The organism is Botrimarina hoheduenensis, assembly GCF_007859815.1.
Taxonomy (GTDB): domain Bacteria; phylum Planctomycetota; class Planctomycetia; order Pirellulales; family Lacipirellulaceae; genus Botrimarina; species Botrimarina hoheduenensis.
In genome coordinates, this window is record NZ_SJPH01000002.1 from 827,704 (window position 1) to 852,765 (window position 25,062).

Here is a 25,062-nt window from a genome sequence, read left to right on the forward strand (position 1 = left end):
CTCTGTCGGACCGATGGACAGTTACCCCTACTATCTAACGTGGAGCCGGCAAGCCGATCTCGGGGCGTTCCCGGTGCGCTGCGCAGAGCACGATGAGTTTGTGCTCGAAGACGGGCGCCGGGTGTACGACTTTATCTCGACCAGTTTTCAGTCGAACTACGGCCATAGCCATCCGCTGCTTCGCAAGCGGATACACGAGCAGCTCGATACGATGCCGATCGCTTCGCCGAAGGCGTCTTTCGCGCTGAAGCAGCGGGTGTCGGAGCGTCTTCTGCAGAAGCTGGGTCTGCCTGGTGGCAAGCTCTTTTACACCACCAGCGGCTCCGAATCGGTCGAGAACGCGCTGAAGATGGCACGCCAGTTCCGCGGAGCAACGAAGGTGCTCGCTCGGCGTGAGTCGTACCATGGCGCGTCGTTGGGCGCGTTGTCGGTCACCGGAGACTGGCGCAACGGGCCCCACTGGACGGTCGACTCCGAGACGATCCGCATCCCCGAGCCGAGCAACGATCCTGACCTGACCGAGACACACAGGCTGGTGAAAGAAGCGGGCGCTGACAGCATCGCCGCGATCATTCTTGAAACCGTCAGCGGAGCGAACGGTGTTGCGATTCCTTCGCAGGGCTATTTCGATGCGGTGCAGCAACTGTGCGATGAGACCGGAATCGTTCTCATCAGCGACGAGGTGCTGTGCGGCTTCGGACGGACCGGAACCGACTTCGCGTTGCAAGCCTATGGTTTGCGGCCCGACCTGGTTTGCCTTTCCAAAGGGATCACCGGGGGCTATGTGCCGTTTGGGGCCGTTTACACCGGACCCCGCATTACGGGTTACTATCAGCAGGAGTTGCTTGCCTGTGGGCTGACCAGCTACGCGCATCCGCTGGGGCTGGCGGCGCTTGATGCGGTGCTCGACGTGATGTCGGACCCCGTCTTCCAAGCCAACCAGCGACAGCTCGAAACCGTGCTGGCCGAGCGCCTGCGTGCGTGGTCGCGGGAACCCTGGCTAGAGCGTTATCGCTGCAAGGGTTTGCTCGCCGCGATCGAGCTGCCCGGTACCGCGCCCAGTTGGCGGGCCTGCTTCGATCGCGGGTTGCATCTGTTCAGCAAGGGCTCGATGCTCGTGTTGGGACCCCCGCTGGTTTCGCACCCCGACCGGTTGGCCGCGGCTCTCGACACCTTGCAGGAGCTGATCGTCGCATCGCTGAACGACGCGCGAGCACCAATTACGCTTCAGGCTTAACCGCTCCATCCCCCACGGGATCACCACCCCGTAACCTCCCGATCGATCGCAATGGCCGCCGCCACGAAAGTCTATCCCGACGCCACCGCAGCGCTCTTCGACATGGTCGATGGCGTGAGCTTGATGAGTGGTGGCTTTGGTTTATGCGGCATTCCCGAGAACAGCATCGCCGAGATCGCCCGCCGCGGTGTGAAGAACCTGCATGCCATCTCGAACAACATTGGGAACTCGGGCCGGGGGCTCGCGGTGCTGCTCAAGAATCGCCAGATCAGCGAGGCAACGTGCTCCTACGTGGGGGGGAATCCGGATCTCGAGGAACAGATGCTGGCGAACGAGGTTAAAGTGAACCTCGTGCCGCAGGGGACCTTCGCCGAGCGGATGCGGGCGGCAGGCATGGGCATCCGCGCGTTCTACACGCCCACGGGATACGGCACGCCGATCGCTGAGGGAAAGGAAACCCGCGAGTTTGATAAGCCATGCGTTTTGGAATATCCGCTTCGCGCAGACTTCGCCATCATCAAGGCGCAAAGAGGTGATACTTATGGGAACCTATGGTTCAAAGAAACCGCCCGTAATTTCTCGCCCCTGCAGGCGATGGCCGCCGGCGTGACCATCGCGGAGGTGGAAGAACTGGTTGAGTTGGGAGAGATCCGCGGCGAAGACGTGCATCTGCCGGGGATCTTTGTCCAACGGATTTACCAGGGCGCGAACTACCAGAACACGATTGAGATCCCCATTTATGCGGGGGAGTAAGAGCCCTTTAAGGAATTCTCTCCCCATCCTTCCGTCAAGCGAGCGTTGCTGTGATTCGCCACACTACGACCCCAGTCGTCACCCCCCTCTCGATCGGACCGTCGGCAGCCGCCAGTGCGCCTCAGCTTCATCGGGAGTTCCGCACCGACGAGTTTTGGCGCGACATCCCCGGTTGGAGCGATGTGACCGAGGCCGAGTTTGGCAACCATCTGTGGCAGTCCAAGAATTCGGTCATCAATCTTAAGCAGGTGCGCCAGGTGCTGGGCACGCGCGTGCCGGACAGCTTTTTTACGGATGTTGAGGCCGGTCTACGCAAGGCTCCCATGAACATCCGCATCACACCGTATGTGTTTGCGCTGATCGATTGGGACAACCCCACCGACGATCCGCTGCGGAAGCAGTTTCTGCCCTTGGGATCGCAGATGCTGCCCGACCATCCGTTCTATCTGGCCGACTCGCTCGCCGAAGATACCGACGCCCCCGTACCGATGCTGACGCATCGGTACCCCGACAAGGTGCTGTTCCTGCCGCTGACAACGTGCCCCGTTTATTGCTCTTACTGCACCCGCAGCCGGATCATCGGGGGCTCGACCGAGACCGTGGAGAAGGACACCTACGGTGCTAACAAGGAGAAGTGGGAAGCGGCGTTCGAGTACCTGCGGCAGAGCCCCCAGGTGGAAGACGTGGTGATCTCTGGCGGCGACGCGTTCAACATGACCGCAACGCACCTGACGCACATCGGCGAGAATCTGCTGGCGATTCCTCACATCCGTCGCCTGCGCGTTGCGACCAAGGGGATCGCGATCTTGCCGCAGAAGATCCTCACCGATGATAAGTGGGTAGGCGCTTTTCTAGCTATCCACAAGCGTGCTCACGAGATGGGCAAGCAGGTGTACATTCACACGCACTTCTCCTCGCCCCGCGAGATCACCAAGTGGTCTGCCATGGCGATGCAGCGGCTCTATGCCGAGCACGTGATTGTCCGCAATCAAGCGGTCTTGCAGGCGGGTGTGAACGACAAGATCGAGACGCTCTCGTTGTTGACCAAGCAGCTCTCGTGGATGAACCTCCAGCCTTACTATGTGTACCAGCACGATATGGTGCCGGGGTGTGAGCACCTGCGTACGCCGTTGGGAGTGGGCATCGAGCTCGAGAAACAGCTCCGCGGCACGACGGCGGGCTTCCATGTGCCGACCTTTGTCTGCGATGCACCTGGCGGCGGTGGCAAACGCCACATCGCCTCGCACGAGCACTACAACCCGGAGACCGGGGTCTCGGTCTGGCGGGCCCCGCGCGTGAAGCCGGGACGACTGTTCCTTTACTTCGATCCGCTGCACGCGCTGAGCCCCGAGATGCAGAAGCGCTGGACCGTTCAAGCCGAGCGCGAGGCGATGGTCCGCGACGCGATCCATCAGGTCGAGCCGAATCTTGGCGGCGAGCAAGCCAAGATGATCGAAGACCTGTTGCAGATCGCGGTGCATTGACACTCATCAGGTGCCTTCCGCCCGAGCCCCGCGGGGCGCGTCGTTTTCTAGTCGAGTTGCACAATGGTATGGACGAAGGAGCAAATGGCCGACGAAATCGTCGGCATGCTCACCGATGGTTGTAGCCTTAACCTGGGCATCGGGATGCCGACGCTCATCGCCGAGCGACTGCCTGCTGAACGCCAGGTTTTTATCCATTCCGAGAACGGGGTGCTGGGGGTCGAAGGACGCCCGACGCGCGAGACGATCTCGCCGACGCTGATCAACGCCGGCAAAGAGAGCATCTCGGTTCGATCCGGTGTCAGCTATTTCGATAGCGCTACCAGCTTCGGCATCATCCGCGGCGGGCACATCGATTTTTGCGTGCTCGGCGGCATGCAGGTGGACGTCCGGGGGAGCCTCGCCAACTGGATGATTCCCGGCAAAAAAGTAACTGGCATGGGAGGGGCCATGGACCTCGTCCACGGCGCGAAGCGCGTGATCGTCATGCTCACCCACTTTGCTAAGGACGGTAGCGGAAAACTGATGGCCCGCTGCACCTGGCCATTGACCGGCGTGGGGGTGGTCCACACGGTAATCACCGAGCTGGGGATCTTCAGCCCAACAGGCACCGCGTTTCGAGTGGATAAGCTCGCCGATGGCGTAAGCGCCGACGATCTATGGCTGCCCGCCGAGTTGCTCTGTTAGTCAAACCATTGGCGGGCATCGCCTGCTCGATTCTCCGCCGCTGGTCCTCTCCTTCGTTTGAATTGATTTGTCTATGCCCCAGCACGCGTTGTTTGTAGGCGGTTTGAGGACGCCCTTTGGTCGTGCTTTTAAGGGCGCCTACAGCGAGATCCGCCCCGATGATCTGCTGACGGCACTACTTTGCGAGCAGGTGCGCCGGCGGCCCTCGATCGTCGGGGCAGGGGTTGATGACGTGATCGTGGGTTGCGCGTACCCCGAAGGAGAGCAAGGCTACAACCTCGGTCGCATGGCCGCGCTCGGGGCGGGACTCGAGGCCCCGGGACTGACGCTCAACCGGCTGTGCGCGAGCAGCTTGGAGAGCGTCGCCATCGCCGCTGCGCGGATCGCAGCCGGATGGGGAGAGCGCTATCTGGTGGCGGGGGTCGAATCGATGAGCCGCGTGCCACGCCGGGGAGCCAATTTTTCGGAATCCGCCGAGATCAAGCGGGTTTGCCAGCTGGCTTACATTCCCATGGGCGACACCGCCGAGATCGTCGCACAGCAGTACCCGCAGTTCCCGCGCGGTGCCCAAGAAGACCTTGCCGAACGAAGCCATGAGTTTGCTCACAAAGCTTACGAACGCGGCGACTATGCGAGTCAGATTTTCGCCCACCTGATCGACCGCGACGAGTTCATCCGGTACCCGGTGAATCGCGAGAAGATGGCGACGCTGCCACCCGCCTTTGCCGAGGCAGGGTCGGTAACCGCCGCGACAAGCTCACCACTCACTGACGGCGCGACCAGCGGCTGGGTCATCGATCGGGCAACGGCCGAAGCAGCCGGTGTTAGCTCAGCGGTAGAGATTCTCGATGCGACCGTCGCTCACGTGCCCCCCGAGGTGATGGGCATGGGTCCCGTCCCCGCCATGCAGAAGCTCTTCACACGCAACAAGCTGACTCCCAACGAGGTTGCGGTTTACGAGATCAACGAGGCGTTTGCGATTCAGGTGCTCGCTTCGGCCGCCGAACTCGGCTTGCCAAGTGAGCGGATCAACACCTGGGGGGGAGCCATGGCGCTCGGCCACCCGCTGGGTGCCAGCGGGTTGCGGCTGGTTATGACGGCGCAGGATCGGCTCGCGGCCGAGGGGCAAAACGGTGCCTTGGCGATCGTCAGCCTGTGCGTCGGCGGCGGCATGGGGATGGCCCTGCTGCTGCGTTATGTCCAGCTGTAGGCCACCTTCGTCACGCCGCAGGCCGGTCGAGTCGCCGGATTACTCGAGCCCCGGCGTCTTGACCGCCGGAACCTGCAGCGTGGCCTGCTCGATCGAAGCAACCGGGTAGGCACAGTAGTCGGCCGCAAAGTAAGCGCTGGGATTGTGGTTGCCGCTCATGCCGACCCCGCCGAACGGGGCCGTCGAGGCAGCGCCGGTCGTTGGCTGATTCCAGTTCACAACGCCGGCTCGACTCAGTTTGTAAAACTTGTCGTAGTCCTCTTGCTGTCGACTAACAAGACTTGCCGAGAGACCATAAGCCGTGCGGTTGGCTTCTTCGATCGCGGCGTCAAAGTCCTTCACCCAAACCAATTGCAAGAGCGGGCCAAAGACCTCGTCGTCAGGACGCTCCGTGGCGTCGGTCATATCGATCAGTCCCGGACCTAGCAGCGCAGCGGAGCCCGGCTTGCGCTCAACCGGGTAGAGCGTTTTGCCCCCGAGTTTTTGCAGCGATTCTTGCGCAGCGAGCACCTTCTCTGCGGCCTGCGCCGAGATGAGCGGACCCATGAAAGGTTCGGGCTGCTCGGTGTAGTGTCCAACGCGGATCTTGGGCAGCGCCGCCAACAGGGCCTCGAGGAACCGGTGGTTGGCTTCGCTCTCGGTCAGGATAAGGCGTCCCGCGCACACGCAGCGCTGCCCTGCCGTGACATAGGCGGATTGCAAAGTCAGGTAGACGGCCGCATCGACGTCTTCAAAGTCGTGGATCACCAGCGGGTTGTTGCCTCCCATCTCCAGCGCAAGCACCTTATCGGGCCGACCGCCAAACTGCTCGTGCAGGAGCTTGCCGGTCTGCGAACTGCCGGTAAAGAACAGCCCGTCGAGTCCCTGATTGCTGGCCAGCGCGACGCCCGTCTCCCGCGCTCCCTGAACGAGGTTGATCACCCCGGCGGGGAGTCCGCTGGCTTCCCAAAGCTCGATCGCTTTCTGTCCCACTGCGGGGGTCAATTCGCTCGGCTTGAAGACCACCGTGTTACCCGCCAACAGGGCGGGAACAATGTGTCCGTTGGGCAGGTGCGCGGGAAAATTGAACGGACCAAATACGCCGACCACGCCGTGGGGCTTAAAGCGTGTCACGCTTTGCCCCGCTCCCATTGGCGTCGCGCGCTCACCGCACCGCTCTTCCATTGCCTGGATCGAAACGCCGATCTTCTTGTGCATGGCGGTCGCTTCGGTCTTGGCCTCCCAGAGGGGCTTGCCAACCTCGCGGCTGATCAGCTCGGCAATCTGTGCCTCGTGCTGAACGACCAGCGCTTCGAAGGCCCGCAGCCGCTCGGCGCGCTCGGCGAGGGTCAGCAACGCCCACCCGGGAAATGCGGCCCGCGCGGCTTCGACAGCCGTCGCGACTTCGGCCGGCGTGCTCGCCGCCCCGCTCCAGATCTCTGCTCCGTTGTACGGATCAGTTGAGGTAAAGGGAGACCCGCTGGCGGCGGTCCATTTGCCGTTGATGAAGTTGGTGTTCAACCGATCGACTCGGGCGGAAGGCGTGCTCAAAGAATCCAGAGAGCGGTCGCCCTCTTGCGAGGTTCGATTATCGCAGATTGGCGGCGGTACGAAACCCGTCGGGGGGGCGCTTTGCCGCGTGGCGAGGGTCAGTCACCCCTGCTGACGTTGGCGGGCTAGCGCGCTGCAGCCGCACGATAGCCAATAAGAGTCACGGTATCGCAGCGGTATGGGGAGTTCGCTGGTAAACGCGAACGTAATCGATCTCGTACCGAAGCGGGAAAACGGTACGGGAGGGGTCTCCCCCTTTCTCGCCACCGATCGCCAGATTAAGCAGCAAGAAGTTCGGCTTGCGGAAAGGATTATCTGCCGCAGCGTTCGCGTTACGGATCTCGGTGGTATCCGTCCGGTTGAGCAGTTGGTCGTCCAGGTACAGCTCGATCGAGTCAGCGTTCCAATCCATCCGCCAAAGGTGAAACGCCTCGGCCCAAGCGGGACCGCCCAACGCGACAACAGGTGTCTTTACGGTCCGCCACTCGGTTTTGTTATGCCTTCCGAGCCATGCCACGTTTGCGAGCACACTACGGTCGTAGTACTCCATGATGTCGATCTCGCCGCACGCGGGCCAACGCCCCTTGCCCAGGGTCCAATACGCCGGCCAAGAGCCGTCGGCGGTCGGCACTTTGGCACGCATCTCAAAGCGGCCGTACAGCCACTCGTGCTTATCTTTCGTCAACAGCGATGACGAAGTGTACTCAGCATGCGAGCGCTGCCGGGCCCAGCCCGGAATCAGACTCTTGTCCTTCACATGCTTGAGGTCGATCCGTTCGCGCCGCGCCTCGATAATCAGCAGGCCGTTTTCGCAGTAGGCGTTTTGCGACTGGTACCACTGAGCCTCGTCGTTCCGCTTAAACCCTTGCTCGAAGCTCCAGTTGTCTGCTGAGGGGGGGCCGTCCTGGTCAAATTCATCGGCCCAGCTCAAGGTGTACCCGTCGGCTGCGAGGGCTGCTGCGCTTGCTGAGCGGTTGGTTCCTTCGGCCTGCGCGAAATCGGCACCCGCCGTCAGGGCAAAGGCGGCGAGTAATCCTCTGAAGCGGTACATAGCGTCCGAAGGAATCATGAAAGCTCTTAGGGGCGGGGCTTGCTAGTCGATCAACGAGCTTAGCAGCGTTAGTCTCGACCGGTTTTACGGCGTTCTTGCTGCAAAAGGTTGGCAAGTTGATCGACGATCTGAGGATGCTTGCCGGCAACGTTCTTACGTTCACCCGCGTCGGTGCTGAGGTTGTAGAGCTGCGGATGAAAGGAATTTGCCGTCTCTGCGCCCGTATTGGTAAGAACCTGCGGACCGTCATCGGGCTCGATGTACTTCCAATCCCCACGCCGGACGGCAAGCTTGGCGGTCAAGCCCGAGTGCTCGACCACATACTCTCGCGCAGCAGGCCGATGGCCTGTCAGCGCTTGTGAGAGATCAAGGCTGTCGGTGGCAACGCCTTCAGCGAGGTTCGTACCGGCTAGGGCACAGAAAGAGGCAAACAGGTCAACCTGGCTGATCATCGCGTCAGTGACACCGGCCTTTACCTCAGCGGGCCAGTGGACAATCCATGGCACACGCGTACCCGCTTCGAAGCGGCTGTACTTGCTACCCCGGAAAGCTCCTGCGGGCTGATGGTTGCCAAGCAACTCGTTTGCTTGATCCCGGTAGCCGTCGTCAAGAATCGGCCCGTTGTCGCTCGTGAACAGGATCAGTGTGTTCTCGAGCATCCCGCGCTGTTCGAGCTGTGCCACGATTTTGCCGACGCACCAATCGAGTTCAACGATCGCATCTCCCCTTGGTCCGTGGGGCGTAGCACCAACAAACATCGCGTTGGGGGCCCGGGGCACATGGGTTTGGTGGGCCGAATAGAACAAAAAGAAGGGCTGGGCTTTGCCTTGGTCGAGGAAGGTATCGACCTCTTTGACGAAAATCTCAGCCATCGTTTCGTCGATCCAGCGGGCGGCAACGCCGCCAACCATGAAGCCGATCCGCGAGATTCCGTTAACGATCGTCTCGTTATGACCGTGTGACCAATCCATTTTGAGCTGGTCACGCTGGGTTATGCCGGTGGGCTGATCGTCGGGCTGGGTATCGAAAACGTCGACCGGGTCGTCAGGATCTTGCCCTACGATCCGGTGACCCCGCACGTACACGCAGGGCACACGGTCGTTGGTGGTCGGCAGGATAAAGCTTTCGTCGAAGCCGATCTCGAGCGGGCCGGGCTTGATCTCTCCTGCCCAGTTAGGCTTGGGAGCCGCTCCGAGACCAAGATGCCACTTGCCGATCACCGCGGTCCGATAACCCGCCTCACGCAGCGTTTGCGGAAGCGTGGGAGTGCCCGGCTTGATCAGTGCCGTGCCGTTGGGGGGAGCGATTCCGGTGCCCGGCGTGCGCCATGCGTACTGTCCGGTTAGCAGACTGTAGCGGCTTGGCGTGCAAGTGGCCGAGGTGCAGTAGCCGGAGGTGAAGCGCAGCCCGCCTGCTGCTAAGCGATCGATGTTGGGTGTCGGTATCGACTTGGCACCGTAGCAGCCCACATCGCCATAGCCGAGATCATCGGCATAGATCAGCACGATATTTGGTGCCTCCGCCGCGCCGATCGATGCCGCAATGGCGGCACCCAGCAGTGCCAGTAGTCGTAGCGTTTGAAACATCAAATTTACTTGGGATGTCTGATGGAAAGTGGCGAACCTTCTTGCCTTCAGGGGGGCCAGCTTCCAAGGCCCGGTGCCAGCGGCGGCACTAATTCTTGCTTCCATCGATAGAGCAACTGCGCGGCTTCGTCGACCTGAGCGCCCTCGCGATTGAACCGATTGTTCGTCTCGCCCAGGTCTTGATGTAGATCGTAGTACAGCGGCGGATTGAATTCTTGCTGATCCGCGGCTTCTGCCATCATGATCAGCTTTCGATTGCCCACACGCACGGCGCAGCGCTGATTGTCGTACCATCGCCAGAAAAGAGCTGCGTGGGGCAGTGAAGCGGTATCCCCCTTGAGGTACGGAATCAGATCAACGCCGTCCAGCGGCTTGTTGCTCCGTACCTCTGCGCCGGAATGCGCAACGATTGTCGCCGCAATGTCCATCGAAGAGACGGGCGCGTTGTAATCAACCCCTTCGGGGAGAGTTCCGACCCAGCGGACGGCGTAGGGCACACGAACGCCCCCTTCGAAGGGACTTCCCTTGTAATCACGGAGCGGGCCGTTGCTCGATCCATTCGTTGAGGGACCGCCATTGTCAGACAAGAAGAAGACGATGGTCTGCCGATCGAGCTGATGATCGGAGAGTGCCTGGAGCACGTTTCCCACGCCGTCATCGACCGCCGACACCATCGCCGCATACGTGCGACGTTTCGGGTCCTCGATCGAACGAAAACGGGACAGATATTTCTCGGTGGCCTGGAGCGGCTCGTGGGGCGCGTTATAAGCCAGGTAGAGGAAAAACGGTTTGTCGTGACTCCGATGGATGAAATCAACGGCGGCGTTAGAGAGCTCATCCGTCAGGTACTCGGTCGTGGTGACGCGTTCCTCACCGCGTAGAAGCTTGGTCCGATACCAATCCCAAGGTTTCTTTACCTCGGATAAGTCTTGCAGTGTCAGCTGGTCGGGAAAGTAGTTATGACCACCCGTCAAGAAACCGAAGAACTCATCAAAGCCACGCACCAAAGGGTGCAAATCAGGATACGTTCCCAGATGCCATTTGCCGACCACCATTGAGCGGTAACCACGCGGCTTTAATAGCTCAGCAAGATTCTGCTCCGACCGCGGTACGCCGTTGTTAGGAACACTCGGATCGACGGTCGGATTACGGCAAGCGCCGAAACGGCACTGATAGCGCCCTGTGATTAATGCGGCTCGACTCGGGCCGCAAACCGAGTGAGTCACGTAGGCATTGGTGCAACGGATTCCTTCCGCGGCGATCCGATCGATGTGCGGGGTGGGGATGTCGGTGCAGCCGTTGAAGCCCACATCGGCGTAGCCGAGGTCATCCGCCAGAATGACGACTAAGTTTGGCGACGAAGCCCCTGCCGGAATGACCGCAAGAAACAACAAGATTCCTGTCAGAAAACCAACAGCAAACAGTTTTCCCATCACACAAGAATGCTTTAGATACATCCGAAGCACAGGTAGTCAGTTGGAGAGATGGTGAATAAAAAACTCGAAAGGAGAGTCGTGCCCTGATAGGTTTGCGGGCAGTGCTTCCTTAATAGCAGCGTGCAGCGGTCGCTCTCAGGCGATTCGCAAAGCCGTTGAGAACGATTGTGACTGTGCTGTGAGCGTGTCGATCAATGCTTGTCGTGCAAGCGGTGTATCGGTGCCCTGTTGAAAGATCCGGGATAGCAGCGGTCTCGTTCTCTGCTAGCGAGAGGGTCTACGGGGGTGATTGGCGTAGATTCTACCGAGTTCGGTCAGCGCGCCGGTTTCGCCAATCAGCGCCGAAGTGCCGAGCGGGCCGTTGTCGGGTGCAGCGCTGAACCATGCGTAGCGGTGAATGTAGTCAAGCGTGTCGAGAGTGGGCAGCAACTCGCGCATGAACGATGCGATACGTTGGGGCGAGTGGCGGTTCTGGGCGCGCGTGGTGGCTTGCCAGTCGCCAACCGCAAACTCGGTGATCCACAGCGGCCGTCCAAAGCGCTGGTGCACCGCTTCTAGTCGGCGCACCAGGTGCTCAACACTGGGTCCCATGTAGCTGTGAACCGAGATCGCATCGACACGCAGACCGCCTTGATCCACTTGCTCCATAAAGTCGTTCATCCACTCGCGGTCGGGGTGGACGCACCCGGGGCTGACCAGCGGAACACCAACCTCCATCAAACCGGGCCAGAGCTCCAGCACTCTCTCGACCGTCATGTTGGATTGCTTCTGCTGATCAGGCTCGTTGAACCCGAGCAGGTATTGCAACTCACCCAGCTCGGCGCGCTTTCTGAGATCGGCAATCGTTTGGCTGAATCGCTCGTTCTCTGAGTTCCCCCAGATCATCGGAGTGAACTCGACGCCTTTCGGTAGTTTCTCGGGACGCTGGCTTCCCCAGGAGTACAGCCAAGCCGGATTGAGGCTTTCGATACGCCGTACCCAGGCCGCATCGGTTGACTTGGCAGTGAAGCAGCAGCCCCGCTTTGACAACCGCGGAGCGACCGCCGCGAAGGCGTCGTGGCTGGCACCAAGGGTGCCGACAAGGGCCAGCTTCGTGAAATCCCGGCGTGAGATCATCGTCGCCTGCCTCGCATAAAGGCCACAGCTGTAGCGAGGATGGCCCCGAGGCATCCGGGTTCGGGGACCGCTTGAGCGGTTCCGAAGAGACTGGCACCGTAGTTGTTTTGCCATTCCGCTAGATCGAGTTGGTCCACGAGGCCGTCGCCGTTCGAGTCACCCGCCGTGAAGCGTGTTACGCTCTGATCTAGCGAGTCACGCCACACCGTGTAATCAGCGATATCAACGAAACCGTCGGCGTTCAGATCGCCAGCGAGCACGACTTGGATCGAGCCGTCTATCATGAGTCCGTCGAGCCGCCAGCGCAGTGTGGGATCGAGCGTCGGGAGGGTTACGACGCCGAAACTCAGATTCGCCGTGGTGTAGTCGAACAGGTCGAAGCTGTTCCCCGCGGCGAGCGGGGTTTGCCCAACGTAGTTCACCGACAGCGCTGTGCCGACGACACTAAACGCACCATCGACGGTTAGCTTGTCAGCGGCACCGGCGTCGCCGAGGTCCAGACGCAACTCACTGGTCGTGTCGATGGAGAAGGTGCCCTGCACCAACGCTTCGGTCGGAGAGAGCAGCGGAGCCGTCGTTAAAGCTTCGTAATTCTGCAGAGCGTCGGCGGCACTGAATTTGTAATTCTCATAATACCGAGCGTTCGCAACTGCCCCGTGAAAAGGCGCTCCGAGTCCCGAGGAAACACCGGTTGCCGAGCTGCTGCCTGCCCCCAGACCGCTGAGGTTGCCGCCCGACCAGTCAACAATGCTCTGGCCGCTGAGGGTGCCCGCCGCTTGTCCGTTGATGAAGAGCGTCACCGAGTCGCCGCCGGTCTCCAGGTCGATCACGCCGACCGCATGGTTCCATCCTTGAGCGACAGCCGTCGTTAGGTTGATGTCGTTTCCATCGCCGTCAACATTGAAGGTTAGCTGGTTGTTGTTGAGCACAAAGGCGACCCCGCGAGCAGCGCCGCCCACTTCGAGCAACACTTGGTCACTCCCCGCTGCTGCATTGTCCACGCGGAACACAACTTCAAAGGTGGCGTCTTGACGGCTGCGGGGACCGCCGCCTTCGAAGAACTGATTTAGTCCGCTGGCACCCCCGATCGGTGCCGTGAGATATGCCGCGGTCACGCCGGGAAAGGCGGAGTCAGCGACCGTGATCGGACTGGCGACGCTGCCGAAGGTGAGGCTGTCAGCCGAACCGGTGGCGTCGTTCCAGAGGTTGTCCCCTGGAGCGTCGTTCGCGGCGTCGTAATCCAAGCGCAGTTGCGTGGTGACGGGGGCTAAGAATGAGGTGGCGACGGTGAAGCCGGCCCCGCCGATGTCGAACACCGAGCCCTCGACCGTTACGTTGGAGGTAAACGTCGGGGCCGGACCGTCTGCCGTCACGCTGGCACCACTGCTGAAGCGGATCGCTCCCTCAACGGTCCCCGCGGATTGGAAGGGTCGTGCCGCGACGGTGAACAGGTTGCGGCCGGCGACAATCTGGAGCGTCGCGTTTTCTTTCACACGGATCGCACCCCCGGTGCCGCTGGGCGAATTGCTTTGAAGGCTCAGAACGCCCTCGATCACCTCCAGGTTGCCGTCGAGTTCGAGCACTCCGGTCAGGTTGATCGTGTTGGACCCCGTCTTGCGGAGCGTTGCTCCCGGACGTACGCGGGTGTAAGTGTCGCGGCGATCCGATAGTGACCAATCGGTAACGCCAGAGATCTTGCTAACCCCCCCAAGGGCATCCAGGGCCCGCATCGCAAGGGGGAGGGCTGCTCCCGTGTTGGTGATCTCGCCCCCACGCAGGTAGCCGATGTCGGTGCCGAGACTCACGCCCGCAAGATCGCGGATCGTCCCGGGTAGGGCGGTGTCGACGTACTGATCGCCGATGACCGTGGGCATATTGTTGGGCGACTCGAACACCATCGCGTCGTCAAACCAGTTGTAATAAGAGTAACGTTCGACATAGCTTCGCGACTCGAGTTCGGGGATCACGATGCTGAGAAACTGCGCGTTCGCTTCGATCATGGCCTGAGTAGGATCGTTCTCCTCCCAGTCATGCATCGCAAACTCGGTAATCCAGACAGGCCGATTGAACTGGGTGTGATACCAATCCACGCGGTTGAGGAACGAGTTCGCGGCACTGACCGCGTTGGGTGAGCTTGCCCCGTACCAGTGGAACGCGATCGCATCGACACGCAGGTCGTCGGCCGGATTGGCGTTGGCGTTGCGCAGTTCGACCTCATTCATGAAGTCGGTCAGCCAATCGATCCCCGCGGCATTGTCCGAGACACCCGGGCTAACGAGCTTGTGTGTCGGCAAACCGGCTTGCACTACGGGCCAGATATCGAGGGCTTCCATGACCGTCGTGTTCGACTGATCCGGTCTTTCCGGCTCGTTCAGCACAAGCAGCGTATCGACATTTGGTAGCGCGGCCACCGAACTCACCTTTGTCTGGATATTGTTCGGATACTTAATGAGCGGAATAAACTCCGACAACGTACCGCTGGCATCGGAAGGGATCGTATGCCACCACCGGTAGTACCAACTGGCGTTGGAAGCGTTGTGATCCAGCGCGCTGCTGCCGGCCCAACCACGCTTGGGCGAGCCTGCCTCGACGCACGACACTATGCCGAGCACCAACATCGCTAACGAATAGCTAACGACACGATTTACCATTGCTCTTCTCTTTCTCTTCAGTATTACCGCCGCGAGGTGCCAAGCAGGATTCCGCCCAGCATTGAACCGGTGGCTAAGATCGTCGCCGGCTCGGGGATCGCCGTATCGGATGACAGCGCGGGGACAACAGCTCCGAATTGGGCCTGCCAAATCTGAAGATCGGCAGGCGTGACCTGACCGTCTCCATCGCCATCAGCACCGGTGTGGGGCGACACCTCGAGTCCGAGCGTGTCGCGCCAAACCGTGTAGTCGGCGAGATCAACAACCAGATCGCCGTTGTAGTCTCCGGCCAGCGTGACCAAGATCGAAACGCTGCTCGGACCATATGCAACTTGCCACATGAGGCCGGTGTCGAGAGCGGGCAGGTCAACCGTTGAAAAAACGCCCTGAACCGTCTCACCAGCAACCATCGCGTAGGCGTCTCCCGCTGTGGGAGCGAAGCCTGCCGAGGCGGTGATCTTGAGCTGGCCACCAAGTGTCGCAGCGCCGGTCGCCTCAACCCGGTCGTGTTGAACCGTGTCCAGCAGATCCATTTCAAGCGACGTCCCGTTCTGCACCGAAAAGTCGCCGTCGATGGCGAGCGTCACCGCGGGTTGACCGCTGGTGACCGGATCCGATTCGAGCAGCCACTGATAATTCGTGTCGACTTCGGTGGAGCCGAAAGCCGCGTTGCTGTAGTAACGCGCCAGGGCGATCTCGCCATGGTAGGGCTGGCCCGTTCCTGCCGTGACGCCCGTGACGCTGCTCTCGCCAGCGCCTAGGCCGAGCGGATTGCCTCCCGCCCAGTCGCCAATCGTGAGCCCGCTGAGGGTGCCAACGAGTTGGTTGTCCAAGTACAGCGTCATTGAGTCGTCGGCGCTGCTCAGGTCGATGACGCCCACCGCCTGATGCCAACCGGTCGAAAGATTGGTGGTGAGGTTGTAATCGCTGGCGTCGCCGTCCACGTTGAACGTCAGCACGCCGTTGTTGATCACCAGAGCCACTCCGCGTGCGGCACCACCCGTTTCCAACAGAACCTGATCGGTTCCGGCGCTGAGGTCACTAACGTGAAAAACCACTTCAAAGGTTCCGTCTTGTCGGCTGCGAGGCCCCGACTGCTCAAAGAAGTCGCTCAACCCGCCAGCTCCCCCCGTTAGCGGGATCGAGTAGGCCGAGGTCAAGCGTGGGAAGACGCTGCTGCTGATCGCCGATACGGACGCCGGCGCGGAAAAGCTCAGGCTGTCGGTGCCGCTTGCCGCGTTGCTCCAGAGGCTGTCACCCGAGATATCGAGGGCGGCGTCATAGTTGAGTTCTAGGCCCGTGGAAACGATCTGGCGGGGGGTGCCCGAGCCGCCTCCTTCACGGGGCACAATCCCTGCAGGACCGACTTGAACCGTCACGCCGGCCATCGCGACAAGATTGCCACGCATCTGACCGTTGGTGAACGCGACGCGGCCCCCTTGCAGGTGCAGCGTACCGGTCAGATCGACGCCTCCGGCCAAGGTGAGACCCGCGGTACCCGTCTTGGTGACGCTTTGCTGACTGCGAAATTCTCGCAGTTGTCCGCCGAACACAAAGCGCTGGTTCCCATCGCCGGTGATCGACAGGTCGTCGTAGATCACGATATCGGTGTCGTGGTTGAACGTGAACGCGTTCGGAACCGCATCGGTTGCGTCGAGCTCGATTACGGGCCCCGCTCCCGAACGGCTGGCGGTCAGCATGATCGGCAATCCGTCGATACGCGCGCTGTGCTCACCCGTCAGGGGTGCCGATGCGCTGGCGAGTGACAGGCGACTGGCCATGTAAGCGAATCCGCCCACCGAGGTCAGATCGTTCGTCACCGTGTAGCTCGCGCCGGATCGAGCGGGAAACGTCAAGCGATTGTCAGCGTAGCCTTCGCGCCAAGACGCGGTTTGCGGCGCGTTGGGGCTATCTCCGTCGAGCCACGCTCCGGTTGTGCTGAACGCCGCCGTGGCGAGCGCCTCGGCACGGAAGCGGAAGTGATCGAAGTCGTTCGTCTCGGGTCCTTGGTTGTCGTACCGAGGCTTGTCCATTTGAACGTGGTAACTTGCCAGGAGCTGGTGCATTTCCTCCACCACACCGGCGTTGCCCGGCAATGCTACGACATTGCTCGACTCGTCGGGATCGCTGGCCAGGTTGTAAAGCTGATAACCCGTGCCGGGTTGGTACATGTACTTCCAAGAACCCTTTCGGACCGCGCTCTGGAGGTTGTTGTAGCGCGGGATGAAGAGCTCCTCGTGAGCCACACCGGCGACTTCGCTGTTGATGTAGGGCAGCAGGTTTTTGCCATCGATGATCTCGTTGGCCGCGAACGCGCCCCCCCCGGCTCCGCTAAAGGCGGTTGGCACTAAGTCGATCGCGTGAACGAGGTTCGTCGATACGGTGCCTCTTACGGCAGCTTTGACGCCGGCACCGGCGACAATCATCGGGACCCGCATCCCCCCCTCAAACTGGCTCCCTTTGCCGTTGCGGAGCACGCCGTTGTCGCTTGAGTTGGGGCCGATGTCGCAGCAGTCACCGCCGTTGTCGTTGATAAACAGCAGCAACGTGTTGTCAGCGATGCTGTCGGCGGTGTTGCCATCCCCGTTGGGGTCGTCCAGGGCGTCCAGAATCTTGCCGACGTTGCGGTCCATAGCGTACTGCATGGCGGCATAGGTGCGACGCTGGCCGGTGAAGCCGGGGATATTGAGCGTGTCGATGTACGCCAGGTCCGCCGCGGTCGCTTGCATAGGGGTGTGCGGGGCGGTGAACGACGAGTACAGAAAGAAGGGGTTTGCGGTGTTCGCGCTGTCACGGATGTAGTCAACGGACTGATCTCCAAAGACATCGGTCACATACTGTCCGCTGTAATCGTTTTCGATGATGGCGTTGCTCGTGATGGCACCCATGCCATCGGACACCGTGCGTCGCAACGCCTCGCTGTTGGTGGCCCCGCCGACGAAGAAGCTGCGAGACCCTCCCCAGAGCCCCTCGAAGTGCTCGATGCCTTGGTTCTCAGGGCGGTTGCCGAGTTGCCCTCCGCCGTTGGCGTGCTCTCCCAGGTGCCATTTGCCGATCGCCGCGGTGCTGTAGCCGACCGACTGCATCCTTTCCCAGATGGTGATCGCCGATGTCGGGAGGCCCTGAAGATTCGCCGCCGTATGGATGGGATCCGTACCCCCCATGATGTTGGAACCGTATCCAAACCGCATGCCGTACTGACCGGTAGTGATCATGGCCCTTGAGGGGGAGCACACGCTGGCGGTGTAGGCGTTGGTGAACACGACGCCTGCCGAGGCGAGACGATCAAGGTGGGGCGTCGGAACCGCTCCGGCTCCGCCCGGGTTGGCGTCGGCGGTGGCGTTACGCACAAAGCCGTAGTCGGCCCATCCGGCGTCGTCGCTGATGATCAGTACGACGTTGGGTTGCGTGCCGGCAACCTCGCTGATACTGCTTATCAAGAGCAGGCAGCAGGCGAGCGTAACAGAAGCAATTTTCACAGTGTTCTCTACGGTAGGTGCGTGCGTGAAGCCTTGTTTTGATAGGTGCCACCCCGGCACCCATCAAAACGGGCAGTCAACAAGCGTCTCAGAAGTTAACGAGCAGGGCTTAACGGGCGCGGTTAGCTGCGCACGTAACCCCGCCGACTGGCTGCCATGCCAAGCAAAAGGGTCATCATCATTGCCGCGGCGGGTTCAGGGACCGCAACCGAGGTCGCGCTGGTGATCGCGTTGTAGCGCGACAGCACTTCGGACGAGTTCCAAGCGGTGGTCGCGTACTCGAAGATGGCGATCTCGCCGAGGAAGGGGAACTCGACCACATTGATCGTATCCCCCGTGAGCGGACCCCCTTCGGCGATCACCCCCCCGTCCAGACCAATGGCACCCTGGTTGCCACCCGCCCAGCGATTGATGTCCGTGGGCGAAAGCGCCGTGGTGGCGGCCAGAACGCCATCGACGTACAGGTCGACATAGTCATCCGGCGAGGGAAGATCCGGGCTGAAGGTGTTGTGAATCACCACCGCCACCTGGGTCCAGTCTGAGTTTGACAGAGACGTGGTGAGCGTCTGCTCGTTGCCCGAGAACTGCCCCTTCACATAGAAACTCAAGGTGTCGCCATCGAGTGACAGATACGACCCCATCCCCGAGCCGCCGATCTCAAAGAGAACCTGGCCGGCACCGGCAAGGCTGTCGGGCTTGAACCAGATCTCGAACGAGCCATCTTGCCGACTGGCCTGAACGCCGTTGACTTGGTTCTCGTACACGTTGGCCTGCCCGATGGCACCTTGGCGGAAAGCCCGCGTGATGCCGGGCACCGACGGGTCGTTGACCGGCATGCTAGCGGGCTCGCCGAAGTTGCTAACCCAGTAGTTGTAGTCAACTTGATTGACCGCTCCGCTGTTGCTGGTGCTGCGGCTGCCGGCGGCGAAAGCGAGATCGGCATCGCCCGCCAGGTTGTCACGCCATACCGTGTAATCAGCGATGTCGGTCAGGCCGTCGCCGTTGTAGTCGCCTGACTGCGGAAAAGTGAACGCGTACTGCTCCTGCGAGGGAGCCAGCGTCTCCCAGACGCGGTTGCCCGGGGTCTCGATCGCGGCGTTCACCCGGTGCGAAACGGTCGGCGGCGGGGGCGGCGGAAAAGCGACGGGCGTGCCGGCGATCGTTGCCGCGAAGGAAGAATTCGTGCCCGCGACGGGGGTGCCGTTCGCTAGGCTGACCCGATCGGCCCGGCGCGTTGCGCCCGGCGTGTTCACCTTCACACGCATCGTGTTGGTGCTCTGCATGTGGAACGCCAACCCCGAACTCGCCGAGGTGAAATTGATCGGCGAATCGAAGGCAACAAAGTACTCGTCGGTTTGGTTGTCGGGCCCCAAGGGATTGAAGGTATAGGTCGCGGTGACCGAGCCGAGCACCGTCTCGCCGGTCGTGGTCGCAAAGTCGTAGCCGTCGAAGGCATTCGGGTTGGCACCTCCGTCCAGCTCAAAGAACGTAAAGGTCCAGTCGCCGTTTTGTGTCGAGCTTGACCCGGCCGAGCCCTGCGCATGAAGGGGAATCGCAACACCCGTTAGGGAAACGGCAGTCCCCACGTCCCAGAGATCGGTGTACTGGGCAACCCAGCCGAACGACGACGGAGCGGAGGTGGCGGTGGCGTCGCCACCACCGGTCATGGCTTCATCAAAAACAAACGCCGCGCCGAGCTGATCCAGGCGGTTCACGCCCTTCTCATAGCCCTGCACGAGATCCAATGCCGACGAGGTCGAAGCAGTGACCATTAGCACTGCGATCGCTGCTAGAAGAAGAGAGAGTCGATAGGCCATGATTGGATGATTTTCCAGGAGGAGGACATCTCACGTTTTAAAATGACGGAAAGCTGACCGCGACCACCCCGCCGCGGTCGGCTTTCCGTTTGCTCTACCGTGATGAACGGCAGAGGCTTTGAATCAGACGCGGTGAGGCCGTCCGCTCAGAACTGCCGCAGCGCCAAAAATCAGCGCTAGCAGACTCGCGGGTTCGGGCACCGCAGCAAACGTTCCGGACATGCTGAACTTCACGCCGCCGGTGTCTACCTTGAAGCGGATCGAGCCGTTGTCCGGCGCGACAGTAATGCGGAAGCGCTCGCCGAGGCCATCAATCGCGGCACTCGGGTCGGTGTCGAAGTTCACGTAGTACGTGCCTGCGCCATCCCAGCCGCCGTCATCCGCACCGTTGTTCCACAGGACCGATTCCGAGCCGATCTCGATGTCATCCGTACCACCAACGAGCTCGTCGGCTCCCAGGTAGGTGACCGTGATCGTGACCGAGGTGGCGGTGTTCTGTGTGGTCGATGCGTTGGTGGCGAAGCCAAAGCCTTGAATCGTGACGACCCCCCCAACACCCGGCGCACCCGGCAAGCCATCCAGATCGAAGTAACGAGCGGGATTTAATGAGCCCGGAGGTGTGATGATAGCGGTGTCGCCGCCGCCCGTTGTGGCGTCGTTGAGAAACAAGCTGCCTTCCAGTTCAGTTGTGGGATCGCCCAAACTGATCAGCGCGGCTTGCGCCGAAAGGGGAACGAGGCAGGCAACGCAGAGCGTAGCCAAGAAGGTCTGCATGGAGCGTTTCATGGTGCTGTGGGGGAGAGTAAGAAAAGCGGAACAAGAGACAAACCGAGTTATCGAGTCGTGAGGTCGAAATCGGCCTCGCTACTGCCACTCGGCGAAACAGTAAACGTCAGCTCAGACGGAGCTCGGTATCGTGCCGGCACGCGTTCTTTCGAAACCGTTTCGACACGATCCGAGTTCTTAGGATCTACCATTCGTGATTCAAAGGTAGAGATGCTTACCTTGTGTGGTCCGACGACAGCGCCATAACTACCTTCGGAAGTTTTTAGCGTGTAATGGCCGCGCTCATCGGTCACGCCGATCGACGGGGGACCGACCATGAGACCCTCCCCTTGTCGCTGCGGCTGGAAGTAAAGCGATGCGCCTGACAGCGGCTCGCCGTCGAGGGAGACAACTCCCGAGACCTCTCCGAGCTGAAAGTCACCACCGCAACCGGCAGCAGCGGCGAACAGCATCAGCGGTACACAAAGCCATGGATGATTAGATCTCGCCACGGACCGTCTCCTCTCCGGCGACCGTGCCGAGCGTGAGGTAAACATCGTCGTCGATCACGTCGCGGATGCCGTGGACCGAGCCGTCACAAAACACGTACTGGATCACGCCCCCCGGGTGTACGGTTGAGAAGGAGCGGATGCACAAGAAGACATCGCCACCAAGCCCCGGCGGGCTATTTCTCGTGGAGGCGTAGCACTCTTCAACCCCCGCGGTGCGGTAGATCGAACTGCGTCCCTGAGCGTCTCGGACGAAATGTCCTTTGCTGTGGTACCGCCACCCCGAAGCCCATGTGTTACGGCGGACGGCTTCGGGGCCCGGATGAAACTCGCCCACCATCGCCGTGCGCGAGGTGCCGTCGGTTACCTGGGATATACGAGTCGGGGCGATCTCCAACCTTCCGCCCGCGGCAATCAAAGCTCCTCGGTAGTTACGGTTATCGCTACGGGCAGTGACGCCACTCTTGTTAAGGCGATCCCAAAAGATATAAGCACCGCCACCCTGTTTGGTTTGGTCGATCGTTCCAGAGCAGGCCCGATAAGTGCTTGGGCCCCACGGATTATTGAAGATTTCAAAGGGCTCGGCGCTCTCTTGGTCCTCGGGGCAGATGTAGACCGAGAGCGCCGTGCGGCCTGCTTGAAGGTTTGACACGCCCGAAGAATTGACGGCGGTGGACAGGAAGTTTTTGTCGCCCGAGAAATCGAACTGGTCGAAGACCGTCTGCTCTTCCAGGTAGGGCAACAGGGTGACGCCCCAGGCCATGCCGACTTCTTCCTTTTGACCGCCGGGAGCATCGTCGTCGTTGAAACGCCCCTTGCCCTCAACGCCCGCCGGAAGCGCCCCCTGTGCTGATTCGTAATTCAGGCAAGCCAAACCGATCTGCTTGAGCTGGTTCTGGCATTGGCTACGCCGCGCGGCGGCCCGCGCCGATTGCACGGCCGGAAGCAGCAGCGACACCAAGATGCCAATAATCGCGATCACCACCAATAACTCCACCAGCGTGAAGCCGGCGGGGCTGCGGGCGAGACGTCGAGGGGAGCGATAAGAGAGAAGAGATTTGAGAAGAGTCATGCTTTCCTTGCCTAATCGGACAATGCAATGTCGCGTTGAGATTCAATGGAAGCTTCACCGGCCGGAGTGGTTTCACGAACGATGAAAAACCCCCAACGAAATCTGTCGTTGTGGTCAGCTCCGTTCGGGCCAACCCCCACGTAAATCGTGTCGCCCGCAGCAAGCTTTCCGAGCGGTTGTCGGAAGGGGACGTAGCAGTCGCGGTTACAAAACTTGCGCATCAAGATCGGACCGTCGTTGACGTGTATCGCCACGTCGAGCTCTGCATCGCGGTCCCAACGACGTGCCCAACGCCGCTCGAGCCAGCCCGCCTCGATGCGATACTTTCCTTCTTCCGGCACGACAAAGCCCGTGATGCTGTAGCGATCGATCTTGTCTTTCACTTGGTCGCGTCCCTTGCCCGGGTGACCCCCCTCGCGGTGGACGCGAACGTAATGATTGAGCCAGGGCTTTTCTTCCATGTTGCCGGGAAGGTAGCAATTATCAGCTTCGTTCCAGACGAGCTCTTCGTAACCTTTGGTATCGCCAAACGAGACCGATCCGTTGGTGTAGTACCGCCAGTTGCCCTCACGATTGGGCTGGTTCGCTACGCCCGGCTTCCAGTCTTGCCAGCGATCGGCCACCACGACCGCGTTCTTCAGGCCCGGGCGACTGGGCAAATGATTGGTTAGCTGGCGTGCCTCAGCGTCATCGCCGTCCTGGACGTCGTTCTTGGTTGACTGGATCCCTTCACCGGCGCGCAGGCGTCGGCCCCCTTCGGCTTGCTCGTCGGCAACCAGCTCGACCTCGCCCTCGGTTACCACCACGTTCACTTGGGTCTCGTCGAGAGCGCCCGAAACGTTCACCGCGAACTTCGTCCCGTGGTCGATCACATCAACGCCGGGAGTGTCGATCCGAAAGCCGGTCGCCCAGGGCGGTGCCACCGCGGCCAGCTTGCCTTGCAGCAACAAGGCCGCATTCGCATCGTTGGCAACCAGATGGGCCGGGCCTTCGAGCACCACGACGGCACCCTGCCGGAACTCGATCTCCACGAGACCGTCCGTCAGCCGGATTGCGTCGCCCGCCGAGAGGAGATCCTCAACCGCATACGAACGCCCGTCATCGCTCCATTGCACCCCTTCGACACGGCTCACCCGCGCCACCAACTCGAGCCAACGGGCGTCGTCATCCAGCAAGGTGTCCTGCGATTCTCTTTCCAGTGCCTCCGTCGGTGCTACACGGCTCGGCTCCTTAAAGTCTTGATCGGCAACGAGATCAGCCCCCGCGGGTTCCGTTGCCGGGCCGCCAAGATCGGGGCCCAAAGCAACCAGCAGACCCGCTGCCGTGGCAAGAACGACCCCGGCGAATGCCAGCATCCGTCGCCCCAACGTGCTACCCAAGCCTGTGCTACCCAAGCCTGTGCGACCTAAGCCTGTGCGACCCAAACCGGCGCGAGCAGCAGGCGGAGCCAGGTGCTTCGGGCCCGCCGGGCTCGATTCTTCAATCAGCTGGGCCAGCCGAACGTGTACGCGGGCGGTACGCACCGCTGCAAACAGATCGGCGTGCAACGCGGTGTAATCGAGGTAGCGCTGACGCGCCCCGGGCGAGGTCCGCAGCAGCGTCTGAAGCGCTTGGTGCGAGTCGTTGTCTAAACGGCCTGAGCAGGCGGCGTCGAAGAGCTGCTGCTCTTGAATGTTGTTCGTCACGCGAATCCCTCCTGGGCGAGCGTCGACTGAATGCACTTAAGCAGCGCCGCGCGAATCCGTGCGAGCGAGTTGTAGACGCCACCAGCTGAACGATCGATCGTTGCCGCGATCTCCTTAATGCTCTGTTCCCCCGCGTACGCCACTTCAACCAAGCGACGGTCGTCGGCGGGCAGCTTGCTCAGGCAACCGCTCAACGCCCGCCGCCGCGCGACACGCTGCTCGGGCTCCTGCTCGTCGAGCGACACGATCAGCAGATCGATCACGTCAGCGTCAAGCGGTGTGAGCCGTCGTGATTGCAACAGGTTCATTGCCTTGTAGCGCGCTATCTGCCGCCCCCAGGCGACAAAGCTCGTGCCGATTTCGTATTGGTCAAACTTCTGCCACATCGTCAGTACGGTTTGCTGAAGCAAGTCCTCGGCGTCCTGATAGTTCGGCGCAACAGCGCACAGAAAGCCCATCAGCTGTGCTTCGTGTTCGCTAAGCAGCGCGAGGAATTGCTCGCGATGATCGGATCGTGACAAGGGCCGCCTCCTGACTCGAAGTGGGGTCGGCAGAGCCTTGCCTCACCGCAGTTAGATTTTGATCGGCCCGCTTTTCACACGCGGGAAAATCCGCCATCCGTAGTTTTTTTCTTCAGCCAGACCCCGGCACAGACGGTTTAAATGCCGAAATTTGACGCAAAAAAACCCCTGCGGCCGCCACTGTTGCCGTTTAAGAGCTGGTTCTGTGCCGCCCTCCATTCCGCTCCCCGACACGCCGGCGGGCCGTTTTTCATTTTTTCGGTTTTGGGCGCGCAACGGGGCGGGGGCCGGGCGTCGAGCGGTTGACGAGGGAGCCTGACGAGCGGACGACCGCTCGGCCCCGCGTCACCCACCCACGCCCCCCACGGGCTGACCCCCTTTAATCTGAGGAGATTTGCGATGAAGACCCTGTTCACGCTCGCCGCCGCGACCCTGTTTGCCCTGCCCACCCTCACCGCCTCGGCCTACGCCCC

General features: G+C 61.2%; 18 protein-coding genes. 5 read left to right on the top strand and 13 right to left on the bottom strand.

What is annotated here, in order from left to right:
* Nucleotides 1-13: 13 nt before the first annotated feature.
* From Pla111_RS07110 to Pla111_RS07130, 5 genes are all read left to right on the top strand, one after another.
* Entirely contained in the window at nucleotides 14-1,237 is a 1,224-nt protein-coding gene (locus Pla111_RS07110; protein ID WP_146572713.1) for an aminotransferase class III-fold pyridoxal phosphate-dependent enzyme, read from the top strand.
* A 51-nt stretch (nucleotides 1,238-1,288) separates the two neighbouring features.
* Nucleotides 1,289-1,990, top strand: coding sequence for a CoA transferase subunit A (locus Pla111_RS07115; RefSeq protein ID WP_146572715.1), 702 nt, complete (start codon nucleotides 1,289-1,291; stop codon nucleotides 1,988-1,990).
* Nucleotides 1,991-2,040: 50 nt separating this feature from the next.
* Nucleotides 2,041-3,474 carry a KamA family radical SAM protein gene (locus Pla111_RS07120; protein WP_197524827.1) on the top strand — a complete coding sequence of 478 codons (1,434 nt, stop codon included), beginning with the start codon at nucleotides 2,041-2,043 and terminating at the stop codon, nucleotides 3,472-3,474.
* Nucleotides 3,475-3,537: 63 nt separating this feature from the next.
* Nucleotides 3,538-4,161: a 3-oxoacid CoA-transferase subunit B gene (locus Pla111_RS07125; RefSeq protein WP_146572717.1), complete on the top strand. Its 624-nt coding sequence runs from the start codon at nucleotides 3,538-3,540 to the stop codon at nucleotides 4,159-4,161.
* A gap of 73 nt (nucleotides 4,162-4,234) precedes the next feature.
* Complete coding sequence (locus Pla111_RS07130) at nucleotides 4,235-5,371, top strand: thiolase family protein (RefSeq protein WP_146572719.1); 1,137 nt, start codon at nucleotides 4,235-4,237, stop codon at nucleotides 5,369-5,371.
* Between the two features lie 39 nt (nucleotides 5,372-5,410).
* Here Pla111_RS07130 and astD read toward each other — a convergent pair whose 3' ends face one another.
* From astD to Pla111_RS07195, 13 genes are all read right to left on the bottom strand, one after another.
* Nucleotides 5,411-6,901 (bottom strand): succinylglutamate-semialdehyde dehydrogenase, encoded by a 1,491-nt coding sequence (gene astD, locus Pla111_RS07135; RefSeq protein ID WP_197524828.1) that lies wholly within the window; start codon nucleotides 6,899-6,901, stop codon nucleotides 5,411-5,413.
* A 160-nt stretch (nucleotides 6,902-7,061) separates the two neighbouring features.
* Nucleotides 7,062-7,970, bottom strand: coding sequence for a glycoside hydrolase family 16 protein (locus tag Pla111_RS07140; protein ID WP_231930797.1), 909 nt, complete (start codon nucleotides 7,968-7,970; stop codon nucleotides 7,062-7,064).
* A gap of 50 nt (nucleotides 7,971-8,020) precedes the next feature.
* Entirely contained in the window at nucleotides 8,021-9,538 is a 1,518-nt protein-coding gene (locus tag Pla111_RS07145; protein ID WP_146572721.1) for a sulfatase family protein, read from the bottom strand.
* A gap of 47 nt (nucleotides 9,539-9,585) precedes the next feature.
* Entirely contained in the window at nucleotides 9,586-10,971 is a 1,386-nt protein-coding gene (locus tag Pla111_RS07150) for a sulfatase-like hydrolase/transferase (protein ID WP_146572722.1), read from the bottom strand.
* A 267-nt stretch (nucleotides 10,972-11,238) separates the two neighbouring features.
* The gene (locus Pla111_RS07155) at nucleotides 11,239-12,090 is read right to left on the bottom strand and encodes a glycosyl hydrolase (RefSeq protein ID WP_197524829.1); all 852 of its coding nucleotides are present in this window, start codon (nucleotides 12,088-12,090) and stop codon (nucleotides 11,239-11,241) included.
* Nucleotides 12,087-14,741, bottom strand: a complete 2,655-nt coding sequence (locus Pla111_RS07160; protein ID WP_146572726.1) for a glycosyl hydrolase — start codon at nucleotides 14,739-14,741, stop codon at nucleotides 12,087-12,089. Before Pla111_RS07160 ends, Pla111_RS07155 begins: the two co-directional genes overlap by 4 nt.
* A gap of 23 nt (nucleotides 14,742-14,764) precedes the next feature.
* Complete coding sequence (locus Pla111_RS07165; protein ID WP_197524830.1) at nucleotides 14,765-18,220, bottom strand: sulfatase-like hydrolase/transferase; 3,456 nt, start codon at nucleotides 18,218-18,220, stop codon at nucleotides 14,765-14,767.
* A gap of 122 nt (nucleotides 18,221-18,342) precedes the next feature.
* Nucleotides 18,343-19,992, bottom strand: a complete 1,650-nt coding sequence (locus tag Pla111_RS07170; protein WP_197524831.1) for a LamG-like jellyroll fold domain-containing protein — start codon at nucleotides 19,990-19,992, stop codon at nucleotides 18,343-18,345.
* Nucleotides 19,993-20,160: 168 nt separating this feature from the next.
* Entirely contained in the window at nucleotides 20,161-20,823 is a 663-nt protein-coding gene (locus tag Pla111_RS07175; RefSeq protein WP_146572732.1) for a hypothetical protein, read from the bottom strand.
* A gap of 47 nt (nucleotides 20,824-20,870) precedes the next feature.
* Nucleotides 20,871-21,314, bottom strand: a complete 444-nt coding sequence (locus Pla111_RS07180) for a carboxypeptidase-like regulatory domain-containing protein (protein ID WP_146572734.1) — start codon at nucleotides 21,312-21,314, stop codon at nucleotides 20,871-20,873.
* Nucleotides 21,301-22,383 (bottom strand): DUF1559 family PulG-like putative transporter, encoded by a 1,083-nt coding sequence (locus Pla111_RS07185; protein ID WP_146572736.1) that lies wholly within the window; start codon nucleotides 22,381-22,383, stop codon nucleotides 21,301-21,303. Before Pla111_RS07185 ends, Pla111_RS07180 begins: the two co-directional genes overlap by 14 nt.
* Nucleotides 22,384-22,394: 11 nt before the next feature.
* Nucleotides 22,395-24,068 carry a FecR domain-containing protein gene (locus Pla111_RS07190; RefSeq protein ID WP_146572738.1) on the bottom strand — a complete coding sequence of 558 codons (1,674 nt, stop codon included), beginning with the start codon at nucleotides 24,066-24,068 and terminating at the stop codon, nucleotides 22,395-22,397.
* Nucleotides 24,065-24,589, bottom strand: coding sequence for a sigma-70 family RNA polymerase sigma factor (locus Pla111_RS07195; RefSeq protein ID WP_197524832.1), 525 nt, complete (start codon nucleotides 24,587-24,589; stop codon nucleotides 24,065-24,067). Before Pla111_RS07195 ends, Pla111_RS07190 begins: the two co-directional genes overlap by 4 nt.
* Between the last annotated feature and the right edge of the window lie 473 nt (nucleotides 24,590-25,062).

Excerpts from the sequence above, each read along its gene's own strand:
- Pla111_RS07145 (WP_146572721.1), bottom strand. The coding sequence starts at position 9,538 with ATGTTTCAAACGCTACGACTACTGGCACTGCTGGGTGCCGCCATTGCG.
- Pla111_RS07110 (WP_146572713.1), top strand. The coding sequence starts at position 14 with ATGGACAGTTACCCCTACTATCTAACGTGGAGCCGGCAAGCCGATCTC.
- Pla111_RS07115 (WP_146572715.1), top strand. The coding sequence starts at position 1,289 with ATGGCCGCCGCCACGAAAGTCTATCCCGACGCCACCGCAGCGCTCTTC.
- Pla111_RS07150 (WP_146572722.1), bottom strand. The coding sequence starts at position 10,971 with ATGGGAAAACTGTTTGCTGTTGGTTTTCTGACAGGAATCTTGTTGTTT.
- Pla111_RS07185 (WP_146572736.1), bottom strand. The coding sequence starts at position 22,383 with ATGACTCTTCTCAAATCTCTTCTCTCTTATCGCTCCCCTCGACGTCTC.
- Pla111_RS07130 (WP_146572719.1), top strand. The coding sequence starts at position 4,235 with ATGCCCCAGCACGCGTTGTTTGTAGGCGGTTTGAGGACGCCCTTTGGT.
- Pla111_RS07160 (WP_146572726.1), bottom strand. The coding sequence starts at position 14,741 with ATGGTAAATCGTGTCGTTAGCTATTCGTTAGCGATGTTGGTGCTCGGC.
- Pla111_RS07125 (WP_146572717.1), top strand. The coding sequence starts at position 3,538 with ATGGTATGGACGAAGGAGCAAATGGCCGACGAAATCGTCGGCATGCTC.
- Pla111_RS07140 (WP_231930797.1), bottom strand. The coding sequence starts at position 7,970 with ATGATTCCTTCGGACGCTATGTACCGCTTCAGAGGATTACTCGCCGCC.
- Pla111_RS07170 (WP_197524831.1), bottom strand. The coding sequence starts at position 19,992 with ATGGTCACTGCTTCGACCTCGTCGGCATTGGATCTCGTGCAGGGCTAT.
- Pla111_RS07175 (WP_146572732.1), bottom strand. The coding sequence starts at position 20,823 with ATGAAACGCTCCATGCAGACCTTCTTGGCTACGCTCTGCGTTGCCTGC.
- Pla111_RS07155 (WP_197524829.1), bottom strand. The coding sequence starts at position 12,090 with ATGATCTCACGCCGGGATTTCACGAAGCTGGCCCTTGTCGGCACCCTT.